The 23,098-nt window shown below is 71.1% G+C and carries 25 protein-coding genes; 13 read left to right on the forward strand and 12 right to left on the reverse strand.

The features are described from left to right. Positions 1-40 precede the first annotated feature (40 nt). The 5 genes from ACEYYH_RS17180 to ACEYYH_RS17200 form a co-directional block, all read right to left on the reverse strand. Complete coding sequence (locus ACEYYH_RS17180) at positions 41-1,090, reverse strand: LLM class flavin-dependent oxidoreductase (RefSeq protein ID WP_374975521.1); 1,050 nt, start codon at positions 1,088-1,090, stop codon at positions 41-43. A gap of 34 nt (positions 1,091-1,124) precedes the next feature. Continuing rightward, on the reverse strand, positions 1,125-1,439 hold the full coding sequence (locus tag ACEYYH_RS17185; RefSeq protein ID WP_374975522.1) for a hypothetical protein: 315 nt from the start codon (positions 1,437-1,439) through the stop codon (positions 1,125-1,127). Position 1,440: 1 nt separating this feature from the next. Continuing rightward, the gene (locus ACEYYH_RS17190) at positions 1,441-2,961 is read right to left on the reverse strand and encodes an FAD-binding oxidoreductase (RefSeq protein ID WP_374975523.1); all 1,521 of its coding nucleotides are present in this window, start codon (positions 2,959-2,961) and stop codon (positions 1,441-1,443) included. Next, a complete protein-coding gene (locus tag ACEYYH_RS17195; protein WP_374975524.1) occupies positions 2,961-4,451 on the reverse strand; it encodes a (Fe-S)-binding protein in 1,491 nt (496 codons plus the stop codon). Before ACEYYH_RS17195 ends, ACEYYH_RS17190 begins: the two co-directional genes overlap by 1 nt. A 118-nt stretch (positions 4,452-4,569) precedes the next feature. Continuing rightward, the gene (locus ACEYYH_RS17200) at positions 4,570-5,487 is read right to left on the reverse strand and encodes an aldo/keto reductase (RefSeq protein WP_374975525.1); all 918 of its coding nucleotides are present in this window, start codon (positions 5,485-5,487) and stop codon (positions 4,570-4,572) included. Between the two features lie 96 nt (positions 5,488-5,583). On the opposite strand from ACEYYH_RS17200, the gene ACEYYH_RS17205 reads away from it, so the two are divergent. After that, positions 5,584-5,808, forward strand: a complete 225-nt coding sequence (locus ACEYYH_RS17205; protein ID WP_374975526.1) for a hypothetical protein — start codon at positions 5,584-5,586, stop codon at positions 5,806-5,808. Between the two features lie 69 nt (positions 5,809-5,877). Continuing rightward, positions 5,878-6,063 (forward strand): DUF1918 domain-containing protein, encoded by a 186-nt coding sequence (locus tag ACEYYH_RS17210; protein ID WP_116195782.1) that lies wholly within the window; start codon positions 5,878-5,880, stop codon positions 6,061-6,063. Between the two features lie 24 nt (positions 6,064-6,087). Here ACEYYH_RS17210 and ACEYYH_RS17215 read toward each other — a convergent pair whose 3' ends face one another. Together ACEYYH_RS17215 and sigJ are read right to left on the reverse strand one after the other, a co-directional pair. Beyond that, positions 6,088-8,235, reverse strand: a complete 2,148-nt coding sequence (locus ACEYYH_RS17215; protein ID WP_374975527.1) for a S9 family peptidase — start codon at positions 8,233-8,235, stop codon at positions 6,088-6,090. 45 nt (positions 8,236-8,280) lie between these two features. Further along, positions 8,281-9,162: an RNA polymerase sigma factor SigJ gene (gene sigJ, locus ACEYYH_RS17220; RefSeq protein ID WP_374975528.1), complete on the reverse strand. Its 882-nt coding sequence runs from the start codon at positions 9,160-9,162 to the stop codon at positions 8,281-8,283. A 128-nt stretch (positions 9,163-9,290) separates the two neighbouring features. Here sigJ and ACEYYH_RS17225 point away from each other — a divergent pair, with 128 nt between their 5' ends. Together ACEYYH_RS17225 and ACEYYH_RS17230 are read left to right on the forward strand one after the other, a co-directional pair. Continuing rightward, the gene (locus ACEYYH_RS17225) at positions 9,291-10,034 is read left to right on the forward strand and encodes an SDR family oxidoreductase (protein WP_374975529.1); all 744 of its coding nucleotides are present in this window, start codon (positions 9,291-9,293) and stop codon (positions 10,032-10,034) included. Between the two features lie 81 nt (positions 10,035-10,115). Next, positions 10,116-10,862, forward strand: a complete 747-nt coding sequence (locus tag ACEYYH_RS17230) for an SDR family oxidoreductase (protein ID WP_374975530.1) — start codon at positions 10,116-10,118, stop codon at positions 10,860-10,862. Between the two features lie 54 nt (positions 10,863-10,916). On the opposite strand, the gene ACEYYH_RS17235 is transcribed toward ACEYYH_RS17230, so the two are convergent. The 3 genes from ACEYYH_RS17235 to ACEYYH_RS17245 all read right to left on the reverse strand — a co-directional run bounded on the left by ACEYYH_RS17235 (position 10,917) and on the right by ACEYYH_RS17245 (position 12,732). Continuing rightward, the gene (locus ACEYYH_RS17235; protein ID WP_374975531.1) at positions 10,917-11,750 is read right to left on the reverse strand and encodes an aldo/keto reductase; all 834 of its coding nucleotides are present in this window, start codon (positions 11,748-11,750) and stop codon (positions 10,917-10,919) included. Between the two features lie 53 nt (positions 11,751-11,803). Next, on the reverse strand, positions 11,804-12,022 hold the full coding sequence (locus tag ACEYYH_RS17240; protein WP_374975532.1) for a hypothetical protein: 219 nt from the start codon (positions 12,020-12,022) through the stop codon (positions 11,804-11,806). 80 nt (positions 12,023-12,102) lie between these two features. Next, the gene (locus ACEYYH_RS17245) at positions 12,103-12,732 is read right to left on the reverse strand and encodes a TetR/AcrR family transcriptional regulator (RefSeq protein ID WP_374975533.1); all 630 of its coding nucleotides are present in this window, start codon (positions 12,730-12,732) and stop codon (positions 12,103-12,105) included. A 99-nt stretch (positions 12,733-12,831) separates the two neighbouring features. On the opposite strand from ACEYYH_RS17245, the gene ACEYYH_RS17250 reads away from it, so the two are divergent. The 4 genes from ACEYYH_RS17250 (at position 12,832) to ACEYYH_RS17265 (ending at position 16,762) form a co-directional block, all read left to right on the forward strand. Next, a complete protein-coding gene (locus ACEYYH_RS17250; protein WP_374975534.1) occupies positions 12,832-13,866 on the forward strand; it encodes an agmatine/peptidylarginine deiminase in 1,035 nt (344 codons plus the stop codon). Beyond that, positions 13,863-15,605, forward strand: coding sequence for an amidase (locus ACEYYH_RS17255; RefSeq protein ID WP_374975535.1), 1,743 nt, complete (start codon positions 13,863-13,865; stop codon positions 15,603-15,605). Before ACEYYH_RS17250 ends, ACEYYH_RS17255 begins: the two co-directional genes overlap by 4 nt. A gap of 90 nt (positions 15,606-15,695) precedes the next feature. Then, on the forward strand, positions 15,696-16,133 hold the full coding sequence (locus ACEYYH_RS17260) for a hypothetical protein (protein ID WP_374975536.1): 438 nt from the start codon (positions 15,696-15,698) through the stop codon (positions 16,131-16,133). Continuing rightward, positions 16,019-16,762, forward strand: a complete 744-nt coding sequence (locus ACEYYH_RS17265) for a C45 family autoproteolytic acyltransferase/hydolase (RefSeq protein ID WP_374975537.1) — start codon at positions 16,019-16,021, stop codon at positions 16,760-16,762. The genes ACEYYH_RS17260 and ACEYYH_RS17265 overlap by 115 nt, the downstream gene beginning before the upstream one ends. Before the next feature lie 94 nt (positions 16,763-16,856). Here the strand turns inward: ACEYYH_RS17265 and ACEYYH_RS17270 are convergent, their stop codons facing one another. Next, the gene (locus ACEYYH_RS17270; protein ID WP_374975538.1) at positions 16,857-17,924 is read right to left on the reverse strand and encodes a class I SAM-dependent methyltransferase; all 1,068 of its coding nucleotides are present in this window, start codon (positions 17,922-17,924) and stop codon (positions 16,857-16,859) included. 129 nt (positions 17,925-18,053) lie between these two features. Between ACEYYH_RS17270 and ACEYYH_RS17275 the strand changes: the two genes are divergently transcribed. Next, positions 18,054-19,070 (forward strand): GlxA family transcriptional regulator, encoded by a 1,017-nt coding sequence (locus tag ACEYYH_RS17275; protein WP_374975539.1) that lies wholly within the window; start codon positions 18,054-18,056, stop codon positions 19,068-19,070. 9 nt (positions 19,071-19,079) lie between these two features. Here ACEYYH_RS17275 and ACEYYH_RS17280 read toward each other — a convergent pair whose 3' ends face one another. Beyond that, positions 19,080-20,534: an MFS transporter gene (locus tag ACEYYH_RS17280; protein WP_374975540.1), complete on the reverse strand. Its 1,455-nt coding sequence runs from the start codon at positions 20,532-20,534 to the stop codon at positions 19,080-19,082. 115 nt (positions 20,535-20,649) lie between these two features. Here ACEYYH_RS17280 and ACEYYH_RS17285 point away from each other — a divergent pair, with 115 nt between their 5' ends. From ACEYYH_RS17285 to ACEYYH_RS17300, 4 genes are all read left to right on the forward strand, one after another. Beyond that, positions 20,650-21,303 (forward strand): TetR/AcrR family transcriptional regulator, encoded by a 654-nt coding sequence (locus tag ACEYYH_RS17285; protein ID WP_374975541.1) that lies wholly within the window; start codon positions 20,650-20,652, stop codon positions 21,301-21,303. 62 nt (positions 21,304-21,365) lie between these two features. Continuing rightward, positions 21,366-21,770, forward strand: coding sequence for a DUF6855 family protein (locus ACEYYH_RS17290; RefSeq protein ID WP_374975542.1), 405 nt, complete (start codon positions 21,366-21,368; stop codon positions 21,768-21,770). A 7-nt stretch (positions 21,771-21,777) separates the two neighbouring features. Then, a complete protein-coding gene (locus ACEYYH_RS17295; RefSeq protein WP_374975543.1) occupies positions 21,778-22,137 on the forward strand; it encodes a DUF1801 domain-containing protein in 360 nt (119 codons plus the stop codon). Continuing rightward, positions 22,134-22,961, forward strand: coding sequence for an esterase/lipase family protein (locus tag ACEYYH_RS17300; RefSeq protein ID WP_374975544.1), 828 nt, complete (start codon positions 22,134-22,136; stop codon positions 22,959-22,961). The genes ACEYYH_RS17295 and ACEYYH_RS17300 overlap by 4 nt, the downstream gene beginning before the upstream one ends. Positions 22,962-23,098: the final 137 nt, after the last annotated feature.

Genomic DNA, 23,098 nt, shown 5'->3' on the forward strand with positions numbered 1-23,098 from the left:
CGGCGGTGCCGCCGCGCGGCACCGCCGGGCGGCGGGATCGTCAGGCGAACGACGGCATGACGCGGTCGTGCACGAGCCGGAGCTGGGTATCGACGTCGGGGACTCCGGCTACCTCGCGGCCCATGAGCGCCTTGACGAGCGCGGCATCCGTGATCGCGAGGATCATGTGGTTGATCCCCGCAGGCTCGATCTCGCGCTTGATCTTCTCGGCGCACTCCTCCGGCGTGCCGGCGATCGAGAGTCGCTCGGCGAGGGCGGGTGGGGTGAGGTCGATCGCGCCACCGAGGTCTCCCGCTCCGAGCGCCGCGATCACCGGAGCGAGCTCGTCGGGTTCGACGCCGTTGCGCCGCAGCTGTTCGGGCGGCATCGCCGAGGCATAGAGGCCGACCATCGACCGCGCGGCCTCCTTCGCGGCCGCCGAGTCCTCGCCGACCGAGAACACGACCCACGCGCCGAGGTCGAGGTCCTCGACGTTCTTGCCCGCGCGCTCGGCTCCGATGCGGCAGTGCTCCACCATGTATTCGTACGCCTCACGGGTATAGCTGAGGGCGTGATGGCAGCCGTCGGAGAACTCGGCGCTGGCCTCGAACGACTTCGGACCGCGCATCGCTCCGATCTTGACCGGCATCCGTTCCTGTACCGGTCGAGCGAAGGTGAACAGCCCTGCGTAGTTGAAGAACTCACCGTCCATCGTGATGGCGCCATCGTCGAGGAACGTGCGGATCACCTTGGCACCTTCCAGCACGCGCGAGAGCGGCTTCGTGTCACTCCAGTCGATCTTGTACTGGGCGAGCAGACCGAAGTTCCCGCTTCCGATCACGACCTCGGCGCGTCCGTTCGTCAGCTCGTCGAGAGTCGCGGCCGCCTGGGCGATGAGAGTCGGCTCACGCAGCACGACACCGGAGACACTCGGCCCGAAGCGTACGTTCTCGGTCTTGTCGGCAGCGGCGGCGAACAGGAGCCAGAGGTCCTTGTGCCAGGTCTCATCGGCGGCGTACACGGCGTAGTAGCCGAGTTCGTCGGCGAGCTGGATCGATCGCAGCGACTCCTCGAGCGGATAGTCGGGCAGCATGACGTAGCTGAACTTCATGATGGTCTCCTTCGGGTGGCGGGATGCCGGACGATCAGTCCGGCGAGAGACCGTGGCTCGCGGCATCCGGGATTGTCGCGCTTCCCCCCGCGTCCTCGGCGTCGACCTCGGCGAGCACCGCTGAGCCGGTCACGACGTGCGACGCGAAGTGCCGGTGCATCCACGCGAGGTGGTCGCCGCGCGCGTTCATGATCCGCAGCGAGTCCCAATTGGGGAACTCCTGCTGGAGCACCCAGCGCTCCATGAGCCGCGGGTCCACCTCGAAGATGTGCTCGTGCGCCGTGATCGCGACGTCGCTCACGCGCTGCGGATCGGGCGGCTGCATCTGCTCGTCGTAGCGGTACGCCAACTCAGCCCCCCTCGCCGTCGCGGCCGGGGCCGTAGGCCCGGTCGAGGTGGTACTTGCCTGGATTCATGATGTTGTGCGGGTCGAGGGTGCGCTTGATGTCGAGCATGACGTCGAATCCGCGACCGAGTTCTTCCGGTACGAGGTCGACTTCGCCCTCCCGGCACGAGCCGTGGCAGGCACTGATCGAACCGCCGTGATCGATCGACACGCGCGCGATGTCGCGTTTGGCGTTCACCCACAGCTCCCACGCCCGGTCGTCGAGCTGCTGCTCCCAGATGCCGATGTCGATCTCGGTCAGGTAGTCGGCGCCGGTGCTGCCCTGCGTGTAGGCGAACATCCCCCAGTCGTCGAAGACGTCGGTGCGGCGGCGCAGCTCGGCGACGATGCCGTGCCAGGCCTTCGTCACGCTCGGCAGCTGCGAGTAGTTGATCGCTGCGTCTTCGCAGTGCCAGCTCATCGGCACGACCTGACCGTCTTTCGTGCGCCCGTGCAGCGGCGTGGCGTAGCGGTCGTGCCGCGCGGCCCAGTCGCCCTCGGAGATCTCGTCGCCGAGATAGCGGGCGCCGTGCTCCTTCGCGATGCGGAACAGCCGCCGCCCGCCCGCGCGCACCTCGTCGTCGTAGCCGTACATCACCGCGCACACGAGCGCGCGCACGTCGGTCGGCTGCGGGATGTAGGCCTCGTCGTCGCGCCGCAGGTAGGCCACCTTGTGCTCGTCGAAGAGCACCGCTCCGGCGAACGTCGCCACGCCCGCGCGGGCGAGAGCGCCCGTGCACGCGTACGCGTCGTCGTAGTTGTCGAACGACCAGAACGGCGACAGCTCCGCCTCGGCCTTCGGGAAGAGCTTGAGCGTCGCCTTCGTCGCGATGCCGAGCGTGCCCTGGTGACCCATGAAGAGGTGCTTGAGCTGGTAGCCGCTCGAGGACTTCGTGATCTTGCCGCCGATGCCGTCGCCGACGTGCAGGATCTCGCCCGTGGGCAGCACATGGTCGAAGCTCAGCACCAGATCGCGGGTGTGCCCGTACCGCGAGCCGATGAGCGACCAGCCGCTCGTGCCGATGCGTCCGCCGACGAGCGAGCACGGGTACGACGCGGGGTTGTCGGGGTAGAACAGGCCGTACGGCGCGAGGTACTCGTTCAGCTTGAGCATGTTGATGCCGGTCCCGACCGTTACGGTGCGGTTGACGAGGTCGAGTTCGTGCACCTGGTTCATGCGCTTGACGTCGACGAGGATGCCGCCGCGGAGAGGCACAGCGCCGTCTGTGAGGCCCGTCCCGCCGTCGCGCGGCACGACCGGGACGCGCAGGTCGTTCGCGATCTTCACCACCGCCGCGACCTGCTCGGTGGAGGTGGGCAGCACGACCAGGTCGGGCAGGCGCTCCGACCAGCGGTGCACCGGGAAGGGTGCGGGGACGCGGGCGCGGTTGTACCGGTCGGCCTTGCCGGTGAGGATCTGCTCGTCGGCGAGGACGGTTGCCAGGGCCCGGACGACGGTGTCGACGTCGTCGATCGTCATCGACATCAGTGGGCTCCTCCGCAGCCGCACGCGCCGCCGGAGCCACCGCCGCACCCGCCACCCCCGCAGCCACCCTCGGAGCATCCGCGCGGGCTGCGTTCGCGACCCGCCGCACCCTGCCGCGCCCGCGCGAGACGTCGGTCGCCGGTCGCGCCGCGCGTGCCGCCGACCCGGATCCCCAGCGAGGTCGCGAGCAGCTCGTGGATGTCGAGCACGTCGATGTCGACGTCGTCGCCCGCTTCGGTGAGCGGCCGCTCCGACCAGGGGCACGCGCTCACCAGGGTGTCGATGTCGAGCTTCTGGGCGTGCGAGAGGCGGCGGGCGCTGATCGCGGCGGTCAGCTCGGGCTTCTCGACCGCGAGTCCGCCGCCCGCCCCCGAGCAGTACGACCACTGCGTCACCCGGTCGACGTCCTCGAAGCGCAACCCCGGGATCGCCCGCAGGATCTCGCGCGGCTCCTTCCAGATGCCCTTGCGCTTGTTGAGCCGGCAGGGGTCGTGGTACGTGATGGCCCGGTCGACCGCGACGTCCGGCGTAAGGCGACCATCGCGGATCATCTCGGCGAAGAGCTCGACGACGAGCACCACCTCGAGGTCGAAGTCCGCTCCGAAGTACTTCGGGTAGTCCTCGGTGAACGAGATGTAGTCGTGCGGGTCGAGCACGAGGATGCGGCGCGTGCCGGTCGCCCGCCACGACGCCATGTTGTGCTCGGCGAACGCGCGCGCCTGGTCGACGTAGCCCATCTCGGCCGCGGGGCCGCCGCAGCACCACTGCTCTTGCATCAGCCCGAACTCGTAGCCCGCCTTCTGCAGGATCTGGGCGACCGCGCGCGGTACCGACGTGCGGTAGAACGCGGCCTCGCAGTCGACGAAGAGGATGCTCTCGCCGCCGACGGGTATGCCGAGCCCCTCGGCCCAGTCGCGCACGGTGTCCTGCCCGACCGGCTGCGCGCCGAGCACCGGCTCATGGCTGCGCTCGGCGGTCAGCTCGTTCCACACCTTGTAGCCGGGTTGGTGGATGCCGGAATCCACCGCGAGCGCGCGAGCGGCCTTGACCACGTCGACGGTGCGCGTGCGGAACCGATAGAAGTCGCCGGTGAAGAGGGTGTTCGGGCAGCGCAGCTCGCATGCGCCGCACTGGGTGCAGTTGACGTAGTCGGCGGCGACGTCTTCGATCGTGAGCTCGCCGCGCTCCATCGCCACCACGTTCGCGTGGAACGCCGTGGGCGTCCACGATTCGTTGCGCGTCTCGGTCATCACCGGACACACCTCGCGGCAGAACTTGTGTCCCGACGAGTAGCAGTTGTACGAGGCGTTGCGCCACTCCTCGACGAACTCCCGCGTCTTCACATCCGCGACCGGGATCACGACCTGCGACACGATCTGGTCGTTGCGGGTCAACTCCGCCAGCTCAGGCGGATTTCCGCGCATCCCAGGCGTGAAGGGCTGGAGGAGTACGTCGTCGGACGGCGATCCGTCCGGGGCGGGCTCGGGCACGGAAACCCCCTGAGCGTGGAGTCCAACCCGGCGTGTCCGGCGTCGGACTGCGTTGAGTCACATCCTGGCCGCCCGGCCCGCCAAGTTCAAGAGTGCGTCCCTCGAGAGGAAGTGGCGCTCAGGCGTAGGCGCTGTCGTCGACCGGCGACGGCGCCGGGCCGAGCGCGTCGAGCTCGGCCCAGACATCGCCCGGGATCGGCGTGGCAGCGAGTTCGTCGAGCTGCGCGAGACGCTGCGCCGACGAGATGCCGACGACGGTCGAGTCCACCTCCGGCGAGCGGAGCGAGAAGTGCAGCGCCACCGCCGGGAGGCTGACGCCGAACGACGCGGCGACGCGCTCCAGGCGCGACACCCATTCCTGCAGCTCGGGCGTCGCCGGACGATAGCCGTACATCGCACCCTCGCGCGCCCCGGTGGCGAGGATCCCGGCACCGAACGGCGCGGCGTTGAACACCGTCATGCCGCGCTCGCGGGCGTCGGCGAACACCGGCGCGGCGGACTGGTCGACCACCGTGAACCGGTTGTGGATCAGCACGGCGTCGAAGACCCCGGTGCCGACATAGCGGGCCATGAGCCCGATCGGCCCCGCCGCCACGCCGATCGCGTCCACACGGCCGGATTCGCGCAGCTCGATGAGCCCCTCCACCGCGCCGCCGCGACCCATCGCCTCGTCGAAGGTGACGGTGTACGGGTCGTGCAGGTGCAGCAGCGGGAGCCGGTCGACGCCCAGGCGCGCGGTCGTCTCGTCGAACGACCGCATGACGCGGTCGCGGTCGAAGGCGCCGGTGTCGGGATCGCCGTCGACCTTCGAGATGACGCGCGTGACAGCATCCGTCCCCTTCCGTGCGATCGCGAGGCCCAGCACGGCCTCAGACCTCCCGCCGGCGTAGTTGTTGGAGGTGTCGATGAAGGCGTGGCTGCTGTCGAACAGCTGCTCTGCGAATCGGACAGCGGCGTCTTCTTCGGGGGAACCGGGCTCGGTGCCGCGTCCGAGAGGAGAGGTGCCGAGGGTGAGCGGGCTGACGTTGAGGATCATGACGTCCGTTCCGTGTGGAGTGCTTCCCTCCAACCTAGTGAGCGGGGCGGATGGGCAGGCCGCCCGACCGCCCCGCGGCAGCCCTAGGCTGGCCGCATGACCACGACGCGGAAGGGCTGGACGCGCGGGCACTCGGGCTGGGCGCTCGGCACGGCCCTCATGTTCACGCTGGGGATCGTCTTCGGACTCATCTGGGGCAACGTGCTGCTGGGCGTCGTGCTCGCCGCGGCCGTGTCGATCGGCTGGCTCATGGCGTACGAGTCGTGGCGCGGGCGCAACGTCGGGCTCGAGAACCGCGACGACGATGGCGCCCAGCTCTGACCGGACCCCGTCCCCCCCTACCCCTCGCCGTCGGCGCGTCGTATCGTGAGCGCCAGGAGGTGGTCCGCCATGCAAGCGAGCGTCGGCGATCGCGTGATCATCCACGGCCGCGTCGTCGGTGCCGTGGAGCGCGCGGGTGAGGTCATCGAGGTGCGGGGCAGCGCAGAGAATCCGCTGCTGGTGGTCCGCTACGACGACGGCCACGAGGCGATCCTGTCGCCGGGAAGCGACTGCGAAGTCCGGCACGCGACCTGAGGCGCGCGCCGGACGCGGCGCAGATCAGCCGAGCAGCTCGTACCGCGACGGCTCGGCGCCGAGCACGTGCTCGCCGAGGAACGCGAACACCGTCTCGTACCAGACGACCGCGTGCTGGGGCTTCAGCACCCAGTGGTTCTCGTCGGGGAAGTAGAGGAAGCGGTGCGGCATGCGCCCATCCTCGTCGGCATGGTGCTCGGCGAGCTCCGACCACAGGCGCAGGCCCTCGCCGATCGGCACGCGGTAGTCCTTGTCGCCGTGCACGACGAGCACCGGGGTGCGGATGTCCCCCACGAACTGGTGCGGCGAGTGCTCGACCATCGCCTCGGGCGTGAAGATCCGCTGCCAGTACTCCGAGCTGTCGGTCGTGCCCGCGAACTGATCGAGCGCCCACAGGCTCGCGTGTGTGACGATCGCCCGGAAGCGGTCGGTGTGGCCGGCGACCCAGTTGGCCATGTAGCCGCCGAACGATCCGCCCATCGCGGCGGTACGGGTCTCGTCGATGTCGTCGCGAGCCTCGACGGCGTCCGTGATCGAGAGCAGGTCGGTGTAGGGCTTCCCGCCCCAGCTGTTCCAGCCGCGCGCGATGAAGTCGAGGCCGTATCCCGTCGACAGGGCCGGGTCGGGCAGCAGCACGGCGTACCCGCGAGCCACGGCGAGCAGCGGCGCCCAGCGCCAGCTCCACGCGTTCCAGCTGTTGAGCGGACCGCCATGGATCCACAGCAGCAGCGGCGCCGGGGCATCAGCCGACGCACCCTCGGGCAGCAGCAGCCAGCCGCGCACGCGCGCGCCATCCTCCGCGGTCGCCTCGACCTCGGTGATCGAGCCGGGCGCGGCCGGTGCCGGCGCCGGGGTCGTGAGCGGGGTGACGACGCCGTCACGCGCGATGCGAACGGGGTGCGGCGGGACGACCCACGAAGAGCGCAGCGCGACGATCTCTCCCGTGCCGCGGTCGACCACCACGTTCGAGTAGGCGAAGTCGTCTTCGGTGAGCTTCACCGGCGTACCGCCGTCGAGCGGGATGCGGAACACCGGCCCGCGGCCGTCGTGGTCGGCGGTCGCGATGAGCGCCGCGTCGTCGGCGGCGAACGCGAGCGACGACGCCCAGTGGTCCCACTCGGCGGCCACACGGCGCGCGTCGCCGCCGTCGAGGTCCGCCACCCAGATCTCGTAGTCCGTGGGCGCGGCGGGGGTGCTCTTGACGGTGCGCAGGTACGCGATGCGCGTGCCGTCGTGGCTGACCGCCGGCATCTCGTAGTCCACATCGACCTCGTCGAACAGTGTCGTGCGCTCGCCCGTCTCCGTGTCGATCGCGACGATCACCCGGCGCCCGGCGCGCTGCTCGCGCTGCTCGAGCGACACGACGAGCGTCGACCCGTCGGGAGTGAGCGCGGCTTCCGCGTGATCGAGCGAGCGCGCCGGCTTCGGCGTCAGGTCGCGCGGGCGCGGCAGCGTCGGCGGGTACGGCTTCTCTTCGGAAACGGATGCTGCGGCCTCGGCGTCCGTGCCGGGAGTCGCAGCATCCGTTTCCGATGTGTCCTCAGCCGCCGCATCCGCCACCGCGGCGGCGATCGTGTCTTCGAGGGCGTCGATGTCGATCGCGAGAAGGTGCGGCTCGGCAGGGCCGAGGTCGTGGTCCCAGTAGCGCACCGGGTAGGTGTCGTGGAGGATCGCCGACACCTTCTTCTCCTTGCGCTTGGCGCGCAGCGCCGCTTCACCCTCGAGGGTCTCGGCGCCAGGGAGCAGGGAGGCGGCGATCACGAGCCGTGGGGAGGCGTCGGCGGTGGCGGCGATGCCGTCGACCCCGCCCGCTAGCCGCGTCACCGGACGGGCCTCGCCGCCGGTGGCCGGCAGCAGCCAGAGCTGCCCCGACTCGTCGTCGGCGTCGCCCTCGGCGTCGGGGCGCGCCGACACGAACAGGATGTCGCCGCTCGCCGTGAACGCGGCTCCCGCTTCGCCCTTGGCTGACCGCGTCAGCCGGCGGGGCGTGCCGCCGCCCGTCGCCGGCACCGCCCACAGCGACCGGTCATAGCCGGTGCCGTCCTTCTTGAGCGCCGCGACGGTGAGCACGGCGGTCCTGCCGTCGGGCGAGAGGGCGAGCGCCTCGACCCGGGGAAGGGCGATGTAGTCGGTCAGCGAGTCGAAGGGAGTGGGGGTCGATGGGGTCGCCATGGCTCCACGCTAACCGACCCGTTCGCGGCGCCGGACCGAGCCCCGTCAGCTCCATTGGGTGAGCTTGTCGGGGTTGCGCATGATGAAGACGTCGGTGATCCGGGCGCCCCGCACCTCGAGCGTGACCAGCGCGTCGGGCACGTCGTGGACCGTCGCGAGGAACCCCAGTCCGTCGGGCGTCTCGACCGGGACGAGCACCGCCTCGGGCAGCAGGCGCGGGAGGCCCAGGAGGAACCGCCCGACCCGGTCGGCGCCCTGCACCGGACGCAGCGCGGCCGAGACGCGCCCGCCGCCGTCGGAGCGCAGCACGACGCCGGGGTCGAGCACGGTGACGAGCGCGTCGAGATCGCCGGTGGTCGCCGCCGCCGCGAAAGCGCGCGCGACCGCATCGTGCTGTTCCCGCGAGGCCGCTCCCGCACGATGCTCCCGCACGCGACGCCGGGCCTGTGACGCGAGCTGACGCACGGCATCCGGACTGCGCCCGACCGTCTCGGCGATCTCCGCGAACGGCACGCCGAACACGTCGTGCAGCACGAACGCGACGCGCTCCGCAGGCGTGAGGGACTCGAGCAGCACGAGCAGGGCCATCGAGACCGATTCGTCGAGCGTGACCTGCTCGATCGGGTCGACAGGGACGGATGCTGCGAGCGGCGAGTCCTGCGGAACGGGCTCGGGCAGCCACTCCCCCACGTAGCGCTCGCGCCGGGCGCGCGCCGAGCCGAGCATGTCGAGGCACACGCGTCCGGCGACCCGCGTCAGCCACGCCGCCGGGTTGCGGATCGCGGCCCGCTCCTCGTCCGACAGCCGCAGCCAGCGGACGTACGTCTCCTGCACCGCATCCTCGGCGTCGGCCACCGTGCCGAGCATGCGGTAGCAGAGGCCGAGCAGGACGCGGCGTTCGCTCTCGACCTCGTCGGTGGGCAGCATCCGTGATCCCCTCTCGATGTTCCGACGACGCAGGCGACGTGAATGTGAGTCGTCCGCTCACATTCTCGCGCGCTGCATCGTCGGACTGTCGAGAGAGATCCCCACCCGGGGACGAGAGGAGTGAGGTCATGAGGATCGCGGTCGCCGGAGGAACGGGCGTCGTCGGAAGCCGGGCTGTCGAGGCGCTGCGCGGGGACGGGCACGACCCGGTCGTGCTCAGTCGCCGCACCGGCGTCGATCTCACCACGGGCACGGGACTCGACGCCGCGCTCGACGGCGTCGACGCGGTGATCGACGCCGCGAACGTCACGACGGTGTCGGCCGACGTCGCCACCCGCTTCTTCGAGGCGGCGACGGGCAATCTCGTCGCGGCTGCCGGCCGGGCGGGGGTCGCGCACGTCGTGCTGCTGTCGATCGTCGGGATCGACCGGATCCCCCACGACTACCTGGCGGGCAAGCTCGCGCAGGAGCGCGTGGTCGAGACGGGCACGGTGCCGTGGACGATCCTGCGCGCGACGCAGTTCCACGAGTTCGCGGGCCAGGTGTTCGACCGCGCGAAGCTCGGCCCGCTCCACGTCGCGCCCCGCGGACGGGTGCAGCCGGTCGCGGCCCGCGAGGTGGGCGCGCACCTCGCCGCGCTGGCGGCAGGCGCGCCGCAAGGGCGGGCCGCTGACCTCGCCGGACCCCGGGAGGAGCGCCTCGACGAGATGATCAAGGCGTACGCGCGGCGGACGGGCCACGGCGGCTGGATCCCGTCGGTGAGCCTGCCCGGCGGGCAGATGAAGGGCATGCGGCACGGGCTCGGCCTGCCGGGTCCGGGCGCGGTCCTCGGCACGCAGACCTTCTCGGAGTGGCTCGCCGAACTCGGCTGACCCGGGCCGCACGTCTCGTGCGGCGGGACCGCGCGGGTCTACGCTGAGCGGGGGTTCGGGTCACACGCACCGGGAGGACTCGTGAGACTCGCCATCGCCGGCGGCACCGGCATGACGGGCGGACACATCGCGGCGATCGCACGCGAGCGCGGCCACGATGCCGTCATCCTGTCGCGCCGCACGGGTGTGGAGCTGCTGAGCGGTGCGGGCCTCGCGGGCGCCCTCGACGGGGTCGACGCGCTCATCGACGTCACCAACGTGACGACCGCGAAGCCCGACGTCTCGGTGATGTTCTTCGCCGGCGCCACGAAGAGCCTGCTCGCGGCCGAGCGCACAGCGCACGTCGCGCACCATCTGGTGCTGACCATCGTCGGCGCCGAGGCGGCGCCCGACGGCTACTACGCCGGAAAGCTGGTGCAGGAGCGCCTGGTCGCCGGCGGCGACGTGCCGTGGACGATCCTGCGCACGACCCAGTTCCACGAGTACGCGGCGATGATCTATCACCGGGGCCACGCCGGCGCCCACGTCGCCCCGTCGGGCCGGGTGCAGCCCATCGCCGTCCACGAGGTCGCCGCGCACCTCGTCGACCTCGCCGAGCAGGATGCCGCGGGCCGGACGACCGACCTCGCCGGACCGCAGGAGGAGAGTCTCGCCGACATGGTGCACCGCTACGCCCACGCGATCGGACACCGCGCGCCGGTCCCCGTGGTGAACACCCCCGGCGCCCTCGGCCGAGCCCTCCGGTCGGGCGCGCTGCTTCCCGGCCCGGACGCACTGCGGGGCACGCAGACGTACACCGAGTGGCTCCACGCCCTCCCCGACGCCTGAACAGGCGAGCGGATGCTGCGGCCCGGCGCGGTGCGCCGGGCCGCAGCATCCGTGTCACATCTCCTCGTGGGTATTCGGGTCGCCGTCCCAGAGGCGACCGCGCTCGAGTGCGCTGACCGCCGCGAGCTGATCATCGGTGAGGGTGAAGCCGAAGACGTCGGCGTTCTCGCGCTGGCGGTCGGCGTCGGCCGACTTGGGGATCGGCGTGCTGCCGAGCTGGGTGTGCCAGCGCAGCACGATCTGCGTCGGCGTGACGTCGTAGACCGTCGCAAGCTCGGTGAGGATCTGCTCGGTCAGCAGCTCGCTGCGCTTCGCGAGCGGGCTCCAGCTCTCGGTGCGGATGCCGTGCGTCGCGTGGAACGCGCGCAGCTCGTCCTGCGGGAAGTACGGGTGCAGCTCCACCTGGTTCACGGCGGGCACGACGCCCGTCTCCTCGATGAGCTCGGTGAGCTGCTCCTCGGTGAAGTTCGAGACGCCGATCGAGCGCACGAGGCCCTGCTCACGCGCCTCGATCAGGCCGCGCCAGGTGTCGACGTACTTCCCGACGCTGGGGTTCGGCCAGTGGATCAGGTGCAGATCGATGCGGTCGAGACCGAGCCGGTCGAGCGAGCCCTTGATGCTGTCGAGCGCCTCCTGGCGCCCGTGATGGCGACCTGGGATCTTCGAGGCGACGAGCAGCGTGTCGCGATCGGCACCGCTGCGGCGTACGGCCTCGCCGACCTCGCGCTCGTTCTCGTAGTTGACCGCGGTGTCGAGCAGGCGGTAGCCGGAGTCGATCGCGGCGACGATGGCCTCGATCCCCTCCTCTCCGCGCAGGTCGTAGGTGCCGAGTCCCAGTTCGGGGAACCAGGTGCCGTCGTTCAAGGTCACGGAGGGGATCGTGCTCATGGTTCCATCCTGGCCCTGCTCCGCCGCGCGGGGTGCGCGTCGCGTGCGGGGCGTCACGGACGGTCGTCGACGTCGAGGGTGCCCTCGGTCGCGGCGCGCTCGTCGGCGGCCGCGCTGTCCATGCGGTCGTTGTCGAGGTCGGGGTCGAGCGGGCGGTCGTCGTCGAGTGTCGGATCGAGCATCTCGTCCGCGTCGTCGGCGGTGCCGTCCGCGATCGTGGGATCGTCGTCGTCACCGAGGGGCGCGGGGATGAGCGGTGGCTGATTGGTCATGGCGTGCTCCTTTCGCTGCCCCGAACGTACGGGCGGGGTGTGCAGGCAGCGGAGGGGCTTGTGCGGTCGTGCGAGGGCGGCTACGCACCCACCCGAACCGACCCAGGCCGGGCGCCGACCAGCGCCTCCGCCGCGCGGGCGGTGCGCGCGGCGAACCGGGTCGTGTCGGTGCCGCGCGCGAGGGACTGGGCGTTGAGTCCGTCGATCATGCCGATGAGCTCCCACGCCACCTCGCCGGGCTCGGTCGTCGAGAAGGCGCCGGTGCGGCATCCGTCTTCGACGATCGACTCGACGAGCGTCTGCCAGCGCTCCATCTGAGCACGCACCGCGAGCGCGAGCGCGTCGTTGCGGCGGGCCATCGCCCAGCTCTCGACCCACACGACGGTGAGCTCCTCGCGCTCACCGTCCATGAGGGTGTCGATGAGGGCGCCGAGCCGGGCGGCCGGATCGGCGACAGCGCCCACGACCCGCTCGACATCGCGCACCTCCTCGTCGACGAGGTCGGCGTAGACGCGTGCCACCAGATCGTCCATCGACGGCTGGTAGTGCGCGACGAGGCCGGACGCGACCCCCGCCCGCTCCGCCACGGCCCGCAGTGTGAGGGCACTGAGACCCTGCTCGCGCGCGATCCCCGTCGCCGCGGCGACGATCTCGGCTGCCCGCTCGGCGGGGGCCTTGCGGGTGCGGGGCCGCGAAGATGTGCTTGACATGGTCACGCCAGCATAGGTATCTTTCCTATTGATCGCTAGATCAATTACTTCGCGAGGCGCATCGCCGCCGCCGCGACAACGACGAACGAAGGGGCGACGATGGCCTGGAGGATGCCGCACGAGGGCGATCCGCACGAGCGCACGTGGATGGCGTTCCCGAACGAGGGGCCGACGCTCGGCGACGACCCCGCCGAGCAGGAGCGCTTCTACGCCGCCTGGAGCGCGGTGGCGAACGCCGTCGCCGGTTTCGAGCCGGTGACGATGCTCGTCGACCCGTCCAAGGCCGAACGCGCCCGGCGCATGCTCGACTCCGCCATCGACATCGTCGAGACGCCGGTCGACGAGTTCTGGTTCCGCGACCACGGGCCGACGTTCGTCGTCGACGACGAACGCCCGGGTGAACTCGGCGCGGTGGACTGGATCTTCAACGGCTGGGGAGCGCCCGAGTGGGCATCGTGGGAGAAGGCCGCGCAGCACGCCCGCTTCACCGCGGAGCGGGTCGGCGCCGAGGTCGTCAGCTCGCTGCTCGTCAACGAGGGCGGCGGCATCCACGTCGACGGCGAGGGCACGGTGCTCGTCACCGAGACCGTGCAGCTCGACCCCCGCCGCAACCGGTTCGCCGATCGCGCCCGCGTCGAGGCCGAGCTTCATCGGACCATCGGGGCGACGAAGGTCGTGTGGCTCCCCCGCGGCCTCACCCGCGACTACGACGAGTTCGGCACGAACGGCCACGTCGACATCGTCGCCACGATCCCGACTCCGGGTCGCGTGCTGCTGCACGCGCAGCAGAACCCCGAGCACCCCGACTTCGAGGTGTCGCGCGAGCTGCGCGCCTTCCTCTCGGAGCAGACGGATGCCGCGGGCCGAACCTTCGAGATCATCGATCTGCCCGCCCCCGACACGCTGCGCGACCACGAGGGGTTCGTCGACTACAGCTACGTCAACCACCTCGTCGTGAACGGCGGGATCATCGCGTGCGGCTTCGGCGAGGACCGCGCCGACGCGCGGGCGCGCGACATCCTCGAAGCCGCGTACCCGGGGCGCCGCGCGGTGACGGTCGACGCACGCCAGATCTTCGCCGGCGGCGGCGGCATCCACTGCATCACCCAGCAGCAGCCGGTGGTGGCCCGATGACCCGCCACTACCCCGTGGTCGAGAAGACGATCGCCGAGCTCCGCGCGGCCCTGGAGTCCGGCGCCGTGACCAGCGTCGAACTCGTGGACGCGTACCTGGCCCGGATCGACGCGTACGACGCTCCCGGCACGGCGACCGCCCTCAACGCGGTGATCGTGCGCAATCCCGACGCGCGGGCCGAGGCGGCAGCATCCGATCTCCGTCGTGCCGACGGCCGCACGCTCGGGCCTCTCGACGGCATCCCGTACACGGCGAAGGACTCGTTCATGGCGAAGGGCCTCACCGTCGCGGCGGGGTCGCCCGCGTTCGCCGACCTCGTCGCGCAGCGCGACGCGTTCTCGATCGAGCGGCTGCGCGACGGTGGAGCGGTGCTCATCGGGCTCACGAACATGCCCCCGATGGCGAATGGCGGCATGCAGCGCGGCGTCTACGGCCGCGCCGAGAGCCCGTACAACGCCGAGTACCTGACCTCGGCGTTCGGGTCGGGCTCGTCCAACGGCTCGGGCACGGCGACCGCGGCGAGCTTCGCGGCGTTCGGGCTCGGCGAGGAGACCTGGTCGAGCGGCCGCGCACCGGCCTCGAACAACGCACTGTGCGCCTACACGCCATCGCGCGGGGTGATCTCGGTGCGCGGCAACTGGCCGCTCGTGCCCACGATGGACGTCGTCGTGCCCCACACCCGCACCATGGCGGACCTGCTCGAGATCCTCGATGTGATGGTCGCCGACGATCCTGAGACCCGCGGCGACTTCTGGCGCGCGCAGCCCTGGATCGAGATCCCGGATGCCTCGGCCCTGCGCCCGGCGTCGTACCCGGCGATCGCGTCGGCCGATGCCGACACCGCCGCTGCAACCCTGGCGGGGCGCCGATTCGGCGTGCCGCGGATGTACATCAACGCCGACGCCGAGGCCGGGACGAACCCGCACGGCGGCATCGGCGGGCCGACAGGCGCCCGGATCGAGACGCGGCCCTCGGTGCTCGCGCTGTGGGAGAAGGCCCGCATCGACCTCGAGGCCGCGGGTGCGGAGGTCGTGGAGGTCGACTTCCCGGCCGTGACGAACTACGAAGGCGACCGGCCGGGCGCCCCGACGATTATGACGCGCGGGCTCGTGACCGAGGCGTTCCTCCAGCGCGAGATCGTCGACCTGTCGGCGTGGGCGTGGGACGACTTCCTGCGGGCGAACGGCGACCCGGCGCTGGACCGGCTCGACGACGTCGACGGCGCCACGATCTTCCCGCACCCCGACGGCGCCCTGCCCGACCGCTACACCGGCTTCGACGACGACATCGCGACCTATCCGGCGCAGGCGCGCGAGCACCCGTACGCCTCGTTCGCCGACATCCCCGAGATCGATGACGGCGCGCGGGGCCTCGAAGAGACGCGGCGCATCGATCTCGAGGACTGGATGTCGATCCTCGGCCTCGACGCCGTCATCTTCCCCGCGGTCGCCGACGTCGCGCCTGCCGACATGGACGTGAACGAGGCATCCGCCGATCTCGGCTGGCGCAACGGGGTGTGGGTCGCGAACGGCAACCTCGCGATCCGCCACCTCGGCATCCCGACAGTGACCGTGCCGATGGGGACGATGGACGACATCGGAATGCCGGTGGGCCTCACGATCGCCGGGCGCGCGTACAGCGACCCCGACCTGCTCGCCTGGGCGGCGGCGTTCGAGGCGTTGCGGCCGCGCCGCACCGCGCCCCCGCGCACGCCCGAGCTCACGCAGACCGCAGACTGAGAAACCGCGCGTACGTCGAGAAGCCACGCCAGGGGTGGTTTCTCCACCGGCACGGTTTCTCGGCCGCGCGCGATCGGAGATGGGAGAACGATGAGGCTTCGCACGGCAGTGGTGGCGGAGACGGATGCTGCGGCCCGCGGCCGCGAGCTCGGGTCGGCCTTCGGGCCGCACTACCGACAGACGGCGGCGCTCTACCTCACGCACTTCGCCGAGCTCGGCATCCCGGCCGCGCAGGTGCGCGCCATCGCCGAGCGCAGTCGCGAGGCGCTCGCCGCGTGGGCGCCCGGCCTCGCCGCTGAGTCGGACGCCATCGCGGACGCGGCGGACGTCGAGCGCTGGCGGCTCGCCGCGGTCGCCGCGCGAACCGAGATCCTCGCGGCCGCGCCGCCGCGCCCCGGCGAGTGCTCCAGGCCGTGCACGTCGGGACCGGTGTGGCGGCCGAGTCGCTCCAGACGTGGGACTGGCACGAGTCCCTCGTCCCCGAGGCGCTGCTGCTCGAGCTCACGTCGGCGAGCGGGCTGCGCGTGAAGACGTTCACGGAGTTCGGCACGCCGGGCAAGATCGGCGTGAACAGCGCGGGCGTCGGGCTGCATTTCAACATCCTTTCCCACGAGTCCGATTCGGACGCGGGCGGCGTTCCGGTGCACGCGGTCGCCCGCCGTGTGCTCGACGAGGCCCGATCGATCGACGACGCCCGATCGATCGCGGCGAGCGCGCCCGTCAGCGCGTCGACCGTGCTCACGGTGTTCGAGACCGCTCCTACGGGTTCCCGGGCCGCCGCGTTCGAACTCGCACCGACGGGACTCGGCGTCGTCGAGCCTGGCGCCGACGGGTGGCTCTTCCACACGAACCACTTCCTCGATCCGGCGCTGTCGGCGGGCGACACGATGGAGGACGCGACGACGGTCGCCCGCCTGGCGCATCTCGACCACGTGCGCGGAGAGCTCGTCGGCCTCGCGCCCACCGGTCGCGCCCTGGCGGCGTGCGGCGGGCGAGGTTCGGCCGCCGAGATCTGCATGATCCCCGACCTGGCCCTGTCCCCGCTCGATCAGTGGACGACCCTCCTCACGGTCGCCGTCGACACCGAGGAGTTCGCGCTGGAGGTGTTCCCCGGCCGTCCCGACGAGGCGGCCGCCGCGGGACTCGCGCGCTTCTGAATGCCCCACCCTCGCGCACACGGTCGCGGCGGCGACCCCGTCCGGGATCGCCGCCGCGTGCGTCTGAGTGGAGTTCGGTGCGTGTCCTCCGCCGTCAGCGCCTCGCCTCGATGATGAGGTTGAACGGCGTCTCGGCGACCACGCGCACGCGCGAGAAGCCGGCCTCGTTCAGCACCTGCGTCAGCCGCGCCGGCCCGGCCTGCGCCCCCAGCACGAGTTCCCCGCCGTCGGCGATGGAGTGAGCGGTGCAGATCATGCTCGACGCCGCGTAATACGTCTGGCCGACGATATGGAGGTTGTCCTCCAGCCGGTCAGCGGCGTTGGGCTCGACGAGCAGCAGCGTGCCGTCCGCCGTGAGCGCTTCGCCCGCGTGCCGCACCACGCCAACGGGGTCGCCCATGTCGTGCAGCGCGTCGAAGAAGCAGATCAGCCCGAACCCGCGCTCGTCGTACTCCTTCGCACTCACCTGTTCGAACGAGGTGCGCTCCTGCACGCCCGCCTCCCGCGCGTTGCGTCGCGCCTCGGCGATCGAGGGCGCGTGGGTGTCGTACCCGTGGAACCGCGAGTTCGGGAACGCCTCGGCCATGAGCACCGTGGTGTGCCCGTGGCCCACGCCGACGTCGGCGACGGCGATGCCGCGCTCGAGTGCCGGCACGACATCCTGCAGAGCGGGCAGCCACTGCGACACCAGGCTGGCTCGGTAGCCGTTACGGTAGAAGGCGGCCGTGCCGTGCGCAAGTCGAGGATCGTGGTCGCCCCACGCGATGCCCTCGCCGGTGCGGAACGCGTGCAGCGCCCGCGCCTCGTCGCTCCACATCGCCGCCGGCGTGTTCCACGCGGGCGGCAGGTACACAGGGCTGTCCTCATCGGCCAGCACGAGCGCCTGCTCGGGCGTCAGCGAGAACGTGCCCGCCTCGGCGTCGTAGGCGACGTAGCCCGCGGCGGCCTGCGAGGACGCCCAGTCGCGCACATACCGCTCGGCGCAGCCGGTGCGGTCGGCGAGCTGCTGCGAGGTGAGCGGGCCCACCTCGGCGAGCGCCTGATAGAGGCCGAGGCGTGCGCCCAGGCTCACCATCACCCCGAGGTAGCCGGCGCCGAGGTGGTCCACGGCGCGGAGCACGAAGGCGTTGAGCGCGGTTTCGTCGACGGTGTTCATCGTCATGTCGTCGGTCCTTTCTGTTCGATCGACATCGGTGATTCCATGCTCGGGATGCCGCATCCTTCTGTTCAGAGGCATCCAGACCCTCGTTCGGTCCACTCGTGCCACGATGTGGTGCGAGGAGGGCCGGACATGTCCGCACGCACGCTCGACGTGAGCGTCATCGCGTTGCCCGACACCGGGGTCGCGACGATGTTCGGCGTACTCGACGTGCTCAACTCGTTCGAGGTGATGGGCATCGGCGATCCCGCCGCCCCCGCTCCCTTCCGCGCACGGATCGTCGGTGCGCAGGAGGGGCCGCTTCTGGGCGTGAGCGGGATCCCTGTGCCCGTGTCGCAAGCGGTCGCCGACATAGAGGCGACCGACATCGTGATCGTCCCGTCCATCGTGCTCGGCCCGGACGGCTGGGAACGCGGGCGCTACCCCGAACTCGTGGACTGGGCGACCCGCATGCATGAGCAGGGCGCGCTCCTCTGCTCCGCCTGCTCCGGGATCTTCCTCCTCGCCGAGACCGGTCGATTCGACGACCGCGATGTGACGGTCCACTACGACTACGCCACCCAGTTGCGCGCCACACATCCCGACGTGCGCGTGCACCCCGAGCGCGCGCTGATGGTGACGGGCGTGCGCGACGAGCTCATCACCTCCGGTGCCTCGACCACGTGGCACGACCTCGTGCTCTACCTCACCGGCCGGTTCGCCGGCGCGACGCTGGCGCAGGAGACGGCGCGGATGTTCGCCCTGCAGTGGCACCAGGACGGCCTCGCGCCGTACATGGTGTTCGAGGGTCGGACCGATCACGGCGATGCGGTCGTCGCCGACGCGCAGGACTGGCTCAACGCCCACTCCTCCGTGGCCGCCCCCGTTGAACAGATGGTGGTGCGTTCCGGGCTGGCCGAGCGCACGTTCAAGCGCCGCTTCACAGAGGCGACCGGGGTGAGCCCGCTGACGTACGTGCAGCGGCTCCGTGTCGAAGACGCGAAGCGCCGGCTCGAGCAGACCGAGGACTCGGTCGAGGCGATCGCCTGGCACGTCGGCTACGAAGACCCGGCCTTCTTCCGGCGCCTGTTCAAGCGCGTCACCGGGCTTGCGCCCGGCGCGTATCGCAAACGATTCCGCGTGCCCGTGATCGGGGCTCGACCCTCGTAGAGCGGTGCGTCAGCGCAGCCCCGACCGCAGGTCCTCACCGGCCTCGCCGATCGCGGTGGCAGCATCTGTTCCCTCGTCGTCGGTGTGGAGCGACGGCGGGGCCGCGGCGTACGCGTCGGACAGCTCACGGTAGGGCTTCGACACGAACGCGAGCAGCACGACGAGCAGCAGCACCAGGCTGGCGCCGACGAACGCGAGGGCGATGCCTCGGGCTTCGCCCTCGCCGAGGAGCCAGCCCCACGCCTGCTGCCCCTCGGGCGAGTTCATGTACGGGATGAGCCAGAACTGGGCGATGGGCCCGATGAGGAACGCCGAGACCGGGGCCGCCGCGGACTCCACGCTGGCCGCGAAGCCGAAGACACGCCCCTGCTTCTCGAACGGCACGACGCGCTGCACGATCGTCTGCTCCGAGGCCTCCGCGATCGGCATGAGCGCCATGAAGACGAGGATGCCGAGCCCGTACAGCCACCACCACTCGCGGATCGCGAAGGCCATGCCGAGGAAGGCGATGCCGATGTTGACGAGGAGCATCGTGCGCACCGGGTTCTTGCCCAGCCCGAACTTGGCCACGAGCGCACCGCCGATGATGAACCCGAAGCTCGTGACGCCGAGGACGATGCCCCACATCTCCACCGAGAAGAGCGTCAGCCCGTACGGGTCCATGAGGGCCATGAAGACCCCGCCCACGAGGTTGTTGAAGGTCGAGAAGAGGATGAGGGCGAGCAGGCCGGGCACCGCCATGACCGCCGGGATCACGCCCTTGAAGCTGAAGCCCTTCGGCGCGTCCCCCTCCACGTGCGCGACGCCGCGCTCGGGGATCGGGACGAAGAACAGGTGGATCAGGGCGACGCCCGTAGCGGCGACGGCGATCGCAATCGTCCAGCCCATGCCGAGGAGTCCGATCGACAGGCCCGAGAATACGCTCGTCACCATGAAGGCGATGCCCTGCACCGCGCCGACGAGGCCGTTCGCCTTGTCGCGTCGGTCCGCCGGCACGAGCAGCGTGACCGTCGTCGAAAGCGCGATGTTGCGGAGGTTCTCGACGACCCCGCCCACCAGGATCACGCCGGCGAACGCCCAGAACCAGGGTCCTGTCCAGTCCAGCAGCGCGCTCTCGGGGAACGCCACGAACATCGCGCCGGCGACGACGTACGCCGACGCGGTCACGATGCTCGAGAGCAGCATCACCGACTTCTTCTTCATGTGGTCGACGATCACGCCGAACACGACGCCGAAGACGGCGACGAGCAGCATGTACGACCCGCCGATGATCGCCGTCGCGAGCACCGACTTCGTCTCGAGGTACACCCAGAACGTCAGCGCGAACCACAGGTAGCTCGACGTCACGTTGGCGAGCGCGGTGTTGACGAGCACCTGGTAGAACGCGCGCAGGGTGCGCGCATCGGGGCGGTGCTGGACGGGATCTTCGGATGCTGCGGGCCCGGCGGGGCTGGGCTGGCTCATGACGAATCCTTCGGCGTGTTCACTGAACGAGCGGTGAGGGCGAGGGTCTAAGGTGAATGTGGACACTGTTCACATTCGGGTGTTCACAACGTACACACCTGGCCGGGAGGACGCAATGACTTCACCTGCGCGTGCCTATCATCACGGCCACCTCCGACACGCGCTGATCAGCCAGGGGCTGCAGCTCGCACGCACCGGAGGGCCGGCCGCGGTGACCCTGCGCGAGGCGACCCGCGCCGCCGGCGTCTCACCCAACGCCGCCTACCGCCACTTCGCCGATCGCGACGCTCTGGTGCGCGCGGTCGCTCGCGAGGCGCAGCTCGCGCTGGCCGCCGCGATCACGGCGCGCGTCGAGGCGACGCCCGCGAACCTTTCCCCCGCCGACGCTGCGATCGAGCGGCTGCGCCGCGTCGGCCTCGCGTACATCGATTTCGCGCGCGCCGAGCCCGGGTGGTTCGAGACCGCGTTCTTCACGCAGGACACCCACGCCAACCACGGCATCGTGACCCTGGACGACGAGATCGTCGCCCCCTTCCGCCTCCTGATGGACACGCTCGACGCGATGGTCGACGCCGGAGCCCTCTCCGCCGAACGCCGCCCGTTCGCCGAGTGGGCGTGCTGGTCGGCCGTCCACGGCTTCGCCGACATCGCCGTGCACGGCCCGGTGCGGTGGCAGCCGGCTGCCGTCATCGATGCGCTCGCGGCCTCGGTCGTGGAGTCGGCGATCACGGGCGTGCGCGGCACGCCCGACCCCCCGAGCCGCGGCTGACCGGCGCCCCTTGCCGCCGCCCGATCATGCGGCCAGACTCGCACCGACGAAGGGAGATGCAGATGGCAGGTTCGGGAACCGCTGAGGACCCGTGGCGCCTCACCACGGCGCCGGGGACCAGCGAATACACCATGTACCGCGACGAGGCCGCCGACCCGCCCGCGCTCGTCTGCCAGGTGGGCTCGACGACGCTCAAGTATCACCTGAGCGCGATCGACGACCTCGCGGCGTGGCTGCGCGAGCAGGGAGACTGGGTGCCGCTCGGTGCGACCGATGAGCAGAAGCCCGCAGCCGACGGCACGGTCGAGGCCTGGGGGCGTGACGAGGGCAACCCGGTCGGAGGTTGGTACGGACTCCGCAAGGGCTACCGCGGGCGGTTCGGGATGTACCTCCCGCCGCTGCTCGAGGAGCTGGGGCTCGCCGAGCTGACACACGACAAGCGCAACAACAGCATGCGGGCGGTCTGAGAGCCGGATGCCCACCTCCCCCGACGTCGACGCGTGGTTCGAGCGCTACGACAACCCCCAGAAGCCGCTCGTCCATGCGGTGCGCCGTGCCGTGCTCGACAGCGATCCGCGCGTCACCGAGACGATCAAGTGGCAGGCGCCGACGTTCGTCTACAAGGGCAACATCGCGTCGTTCTACCCCAAGGCGCGTGCTCACGCGAGCCTGATGTTCCACACCGGCGCGTCTCTGCCCGATCCGCATGGCATCCTCGAGGGCGAAGGCGACGTCTCACGCGTCGCGAAGTTCGCCGACCTCGAAGATCTCGACCGCAAGCGAGCCGCGCTCCAAGAGATGGTGCGCGCCTGGATCGCCGCGAAGGACGCATGACCGCCACGATCACACCCCCGCATGTCGCCCACCGCGCCGCATCCTGGGTCGCCGACTACGTCTACGCCGCGCGCCGGCAGCTCGCCGTGCTGTCGTTCCCGTGGACGATCGGGCGGCCTCGTCCCGTTCCGCCGGCATGGCGCCACGGCGATCCGGCGCTGCCGGAGGTCTATCTCATCCCCGGCGTGTACGAGCACTGGACGTTCCTGCGCCCCCTCGGCGATGCGCTCGCCGCCGCGGGCCACCGCGTGGCGGTCGTGCACGGCCTGGGCGTGAACCGCCGGACCATCCCCTCGACCGCCGACCGCCTCGCCGAGATGCTCGCCCGCACGCCGGCGCCCGACACCGGGCGCGTGCTCGTCGCGCACAGTAAGGGCGGCCTCATCGGCAAGCACCTGCTCGTCTCGTCGGGTGCCGCGGCACGCGCCGCTGCGGAGGCGGCCGCGGGCGGCGATCCGGGCGAGGGCGCCGCAGCGGCGACCGACGGCGGGCGACCGCTGGGCCTGGTCGGCCTCGTCGCGGTCGCGACGCCGTTCGGCGGCTCGCGGCTGGCCCGTCTCTTCATCGTGCCGAGCATCCGCGCGTTCCGCCCCAAGGACGAGACGATCCTCACCCTCGGGCGCGAGACGTCGGTCAACGGCCGCATCGTGTCGGTCTTCGGGCCGTGGGATCCCCACATCCCGGAGGGGAGCGCCCTCGACGGCGCGACGAACATCGCCGTACCGACGTCGGGTCACTTCCGGGTGCTCGGCGCCCGCGCGACCGAGCGCGCCGTGCTGGACGGCATCGCCGTGCTCACCGGGACGAAGCCAGCGACGCCGTAGCCCCGATCAGGCCTCGGTCGACTTCGGCGTCCTCGCCTCGGACGCCGCCGCCTTCGTCAGCGGCGGTTACCACCTCGTCGACGGCGGATACGCCGCGCAAGAGCATCCGACCCCGGGAACCAGCGGCCCGCGTGCAC

Source organism: Microbacterium trichothecenolyticum (assembly GCF_041938625.1).
GTDB classification, from domain to species: Bacteria; Actinomycetota; Actinomycetes; order Actinomycetales; family Microbacteriaceae; genus Microbacterium; species Microbacterium trichothecenolyticum_D.

Excerpts from the sequence above, each read along its gene's own strand:
- ACEYYH_RS17190 (WP_374975523.1), bottom strand. The coding sequence starts at position 2,961 with ATGTCGATGACGATCGACGACGTCGACACCGTCGTCCGGGCCCTGGCA.
- ACEYYH_RS17285 (WP_374975541.1), top strand. The coding sequence starts at position 20,650 with ATGACTTCACCTGCGCGTGCCTATCATCACGGCCACCTCCGACACGCG.
- ACEYYH_RS17250 (WP_374975534.1), top strand. The coding sequence starts at position 12,832 with ATGGCCTGGAGGATGCCGCACGAGGGCGATCCGCACGAGCGCACGTGG.
- ACEYYH_RS17240 (WP_374975532.1), bottom strand. The coding sequence starts at position 12,022 with ATGACCAATCAGCCACCGCTCATCCCCGCGCCCCTCGGTGACGACGAC.
- sigJ (WP_374975528.1), bottom strand. The coding sequence starts at position 9,162 with ATGCTGCCCACCGACGAGGTCGAGAGCGAACGCCGCGTCCTGCTCGGC.
- ACEYYH_RS17270 (WP_374975538.1), bottom strand. The coding sequence starts at position 17,924 with ATGACGATGAACACCGTCGACGAAACCGCGCTCAACGCCTTCGTGCTC.
- ACEYYH_RS17210 (WP_116195782.1), top strand. The coding sequence starts at position 5,878 with ATGCAAGCGAGCGTCGGCGATCGCGTGATCATCCACGGCCGCGTCGTC.
- ACEYYH_RS17215 (WP_374975527.1), bottom strand. The coding sequence starts at position 8,235 with ATGGCGACCCCATCGACCCCCACTCCCTTCGACTCGCTGACCGACTAC.
- ACEYYH_RS17225 (WP_374975529.1), top strand. The coding sequence starts at position 9,291 with ATGAGGATCGCGGTCGCCGGAGGAACGGGCGTCGTCGGAAGCCGGGCT.
- ACEYYH_RS17290 (WP_374975542.1), top strand. The coding sequence starts at position 21,366 with ATGGCAGGTTCGGGAACCGCTGAGGACCCGTGGCGCCTCACCACGGCG.
- ACEYYH_RS17275 (WP_374975539.1), top strand. The coding sequence starts at position 18,054 with ATGTCCGCACGCACGCTCGACGTGAGCGTCATCGCGTTGCCCGACACC.
- ACEYYH_RS17295 (WP_374975543.1), top strand. The coding sequence starts at position 21,778 with ATGCCCACCTCCCCCGACGTCGACGCGTGGTTCGAGCGCTACGACAAC.
- ACEYYH_RS17245 (WP_374975533.1), bottom strand. The coding sequence starts at position 12,732 with ATGTCAAGCACATCTTCGCGGCCCCGCACCCGCAAGGCCCCCGCCGAG.
- ACEYYH_RS17280 (WP_374975540.1), bottom strand. The coding sequence starts at position 20,534 with ATGAGCCAGCCCAGCCCCGCCGGGCCCGCAGCATCCGAAGATCCCGTC.
- ACEYYH_RS17235 (WP_374975531.1), bottom strand. The coding sequence starts at position 11,750 with ATGAGCACGATCCCCTCCGTGACCTTGAACGACGGCACCTGGTTCCCC.
- ACEYYH_RS17300 (WP_374975544.1), top strand. The coding sequence starts at position 22,134 with ATGACCGCCACGATCACACCCCCGCATGTCGCCCACCGCGCCGCATCC.
- ACEYYH_RS17255 (WP_374975535.1), top strand. The coding sequence starts at position 13,863 with ATGACCCGCCACTACCCCGTGGTCGAGAAGACGATCGCCGAGCTCCGC.
- ACEYYH_RS17260 (WP_374975536.1), top strand. The coding sequence starts at position 15,696 with ATGAGGCTTCGCACGGCAGTGGTGGCGGAGACGGATGCTGCGGCCCGC.
- ACEYYH_RS17205 (WP_374975526.1), top strand. The coding sequence starts at position 5,584 with ATGACCACGACGCGGAAGGGCTGGACGCGCGGGCACTCGGGCTGGGCG.
- ACEYYH_RS17200 (WP_374975525.1), bottom strand. The coding sequence starts at position 5,487 with ATGATCCTCAACGTCAGCCCGCTCACCCTCGGCACCTCTCCTCTCGGA.
- ACEYYH_RS17180 (WP_374975521.1), bottom strand. The coding sequence starts at position 1,090 with ATGAAGTTCAGCTACGTCATGCTGCCCGACTATCCGCTCGAGGAGTCG.